Source organism: Pirellulales bacterium (assembly GCA_035939775.1).
Classification (GTDB): domain Bacteria; phylum Planctomycetota; class Planctomycetia; order Pirellulales; family DATAWG01; genus DASZFO01.
Map to the genome: position 1 here is coordinate 1 of DASZFO010000311.1, position 3203 is coordinate 3203.

Annotated in this window: 2 protein-coding genes; both read left to right on the forward strand. The window is 58.9% G+C overall.

Annotation, left to right across the window (positions count from 1 at the left end):
- Positions 1-166 (forward strand): IS110 family transposase (locus VGY55_19465; GenBank protein HEV2972161.1); only part of this gene is annotated, 166 nt, incomplete at its 5' end.
- Positions 167-727: 561 nt separating this feature from the next.
- A partial coding sequence (locus tag VGY55_19470; protein ID HEV2972162.1) for an alkaline phosphatase family protein occupies positions 728-3203 on the forward strand: 2476 nt, incomplete at its 3' end.

Below are 3203 nucleotides of genomic sequence, written 5' to 3' on the forward strand. Positions count from 1 at the left end.
TAACGTCATGCTGACCGGCTATAAGGGCCAGCTCAAACTCAAGGACTGGACCTTCGCGATCGCCAAGCGGTCAACGATGCGCAAAGCGCGAATCGCTCTGGCGCGCCGCCTTGGGATCATCATGCGCGCGATGCTGCGAGACGGGACAGAGTTCGCATCGGCCTAAGCCCCGCAATCCAAAAGACAGGAGGCCGAATCCAGCTCCCAGGAGGAGCGACGCCCCAGGGAGGGAGTAGACGACGGCGCGGATTTCGTAGCCACGCGGTCAACCGGTGGCCGACTGCGATTTCAACCAAGCGGCCTGCACCCAGCTCACCCCATCAAGTGCGGAACGAGCACGCAAAGAACGCAGGCACCCGAAAGCGTCGACATCCGGAAGAGTCTCCCGCCCTTGACCCACCAGAGAACGATACCGCCCCACGATCGTCGCTGACCAGCGAAAGCGCAGCCTAAAACCTCATACGATTTGGCAAATTACATCGAATATTTCAGTAACGTCAAGTTAATTGTGTCACATTTTTGTCAAAATGATGGACGAGGTCTATGTAAAAATTGAGGACCGAATGATTCAATCCGGCGGATATTGGCAGTACAGCTTTCAGACGTCTATAAAATAACGCCGCTCTGCGAATAAAGGAGTTTTTTGGGCACGCTACAATTCACGCGCGAGCGCTGAATTGTAACAAGCTATCACTTCTTTGGCTTGTAATCTGATTCCGGAGGAAAAATGACTGATCCGATCACCGCGCTGCACTACACGGCCAACGGAAATTTCCTCAATGGCGTCTATGCTCCGAGAGCTGATGGCTTCAACCTGGCGGACGTCGGCTCGGTTTCGGAACTCAATGCGCTGCCTCCCGGCGTCAAGGGCCTCGTTTACCTTGGTCTCACCAACGGAGCCGACGCTAATTTTCAAGCCACCGTCAGCGCCTTCATCGGCAATCCGAACCTTTATGGCTTCTACATTGCTGATGAGCCTGGGCCCGGTCTCGCGGCCAACCTGAAGGCCGAGTCGGATTGGATTCACGCCAACGTTCCAGGCGCCAAGACGTTCATGGTCGAACAGAACATGAGCGCCGACACCAGCCCGACCTTTATTTACTCTCCCGCCAACACAGGCATTGACCTCTTCGGTCTCGATCCTTATCCGTCCAATATCAATGTCCCGAACAATTACGACCTCAATATCATTCCGGCAGCTGTGAGCGCGGCTGAAACTGCTGGGGTGCCGCTGGCGGATATTGTTCCTGTCTATCAAGCGTTCGGCGGCGGAGGCTACGCATCCTGGATCGTGCCGACGCCTGCGCAGGAGCAGCAGATTCTATCGACGTGGGGCGCGTCCGTCCCATCCCCAGCGTTCGACTATGCCTATAGCTGGGGCGTTCAGTCTTCAGACACGGCGCTCAGTACCGATCCGGGCCTTCAGACTGTCTTCGCCGCCCACAACGCAGGCACGACGCCGCCGCCGCCACCTCCGGCGCCGACTGTCGCCATTACGAGCACGGGCGGGACGGTCAGCAGCGCGAGCCAGACCGTAGCCGGTACGGTTGACGTGGCAGATGCCGGCTCGACGGTGACCGTCCTCGACGGAACCACCTCGATCGGCACAGCGGTGGTTGCGACCAACGGAGGCTGGTCGACGAGCGTCACCCTAACCAATCAGGGCGCGAACGTACTGACCGCGACCGACACCAATGCCGGTGGAACCGGAACTTCGGCTCCCGTAGCCTATACGCTCAACTCCACCAGTGGAGGCGGCGGCAGCAACGGCGTTCCCGCTTACAAGCACATCGTCGTCGTCGTCGAAGAGAACCACAATTACGACGAGATCGCCGGCAACTCGCAAGCGCCATACATCAACAGCCTCATGGCGACTGGAGCGAACCTGACCAATTACGATGCGATATCGCACCCGAGCCAGCCGAATTATTACGCCCTTTACGCCGGCAGCACGTTTGGCACGGCAGACGATAATCCACACAGCGAACCTGACCCAACCATAAATACGGTGTTGAAGGGCGCAGGCCTGACTTTCACTGGATACGTCGATCAAGTTGGCGGAAGCGATTTCAACCATGATCCTTGGGTCTCGTTTCCGGAAGGAACTTCGGTTCAAACGGACATCACGTCGACTTTCCCTGCTTTGTTCCCGAACGGGGATTATTCCAGCCTTCCCTCGGTTTCGTATGTGATCCCTGGCATCAACAACGACATGCACAACGGGACCATCGCGCAAGGCGACACGTGGCTCCAACAGAATCTTGGGGCTTACGCGCAATGGGCAAAGGCGAACGACTCTCTCTTGGCGGTCGTTTGGGACGAGAACGATAACGAATCAGTCAATCAAGTCCCGGCCATTTTATATGGTGCGAACGTCGTGCCTGGAAATTATAATACGCCGTACAATCACTACAATCTTCTGGCGACGATTGCTGACTCGTTCGGCCTGACCGGGCCCAACAATGCGGCGACGGCAGCGCCTATCAACGTTTTCGGCGCGACCCCTCCACCTCCACCGCCAGCGCCACCGTTTATCGCGAGTCCAGCCGATGGCTCGACCGACACGACTACGGCCACTCCGACGATCTCTGGAACAGGCGTTGTTGGCGATGTCGTCTCGTTGTCGATCGACGGAGGCGCGCCGGTCGTGGTTACAGTGCAGCCAGGAGGCAGCTGGAGCTATGCCTTGACCAGTCCGCTCGGCAATGGGAGCCACACTCTGTCGGCTACCCAGGCCGCCTCTGGAGGCCCAAGCTCGACCGCTGCCCCCGACGCCTTCACGGTCAATATCGCGCCGCCGCCCCCGGCCGCACCTGTCATCACTAATCCGGCCAACGGATCGACGGACACTACCACTTCCGAGCCTACGATCTCTGGAACCGGCATCGTTGGAGACGTAGTCTCGCTGTCGATCGATGGCGCGACGCCAGTAACCACGACGGTGCAGTCAGGAGGCGACTGGAGCTACGCTCTGACCTCGCCTTTGAGCAACGCCAGCCACACGGTCACCGCGACGCAGGCTGCCGCGGGCGGCCCCAGTTCAGCGGCTGTCGCGGACACATTCACCGTCAATATCTCAGCGCCGCCGCTTCCGCCGCCAGCGCCTACCGTTGTCAGTCCGGTTAGCGGCAGCGTCGACACGACCACGACCAAGCCGATCATCTCTGGAGACGGCGTTATCGGCGACACGGTCACCGTCTCGA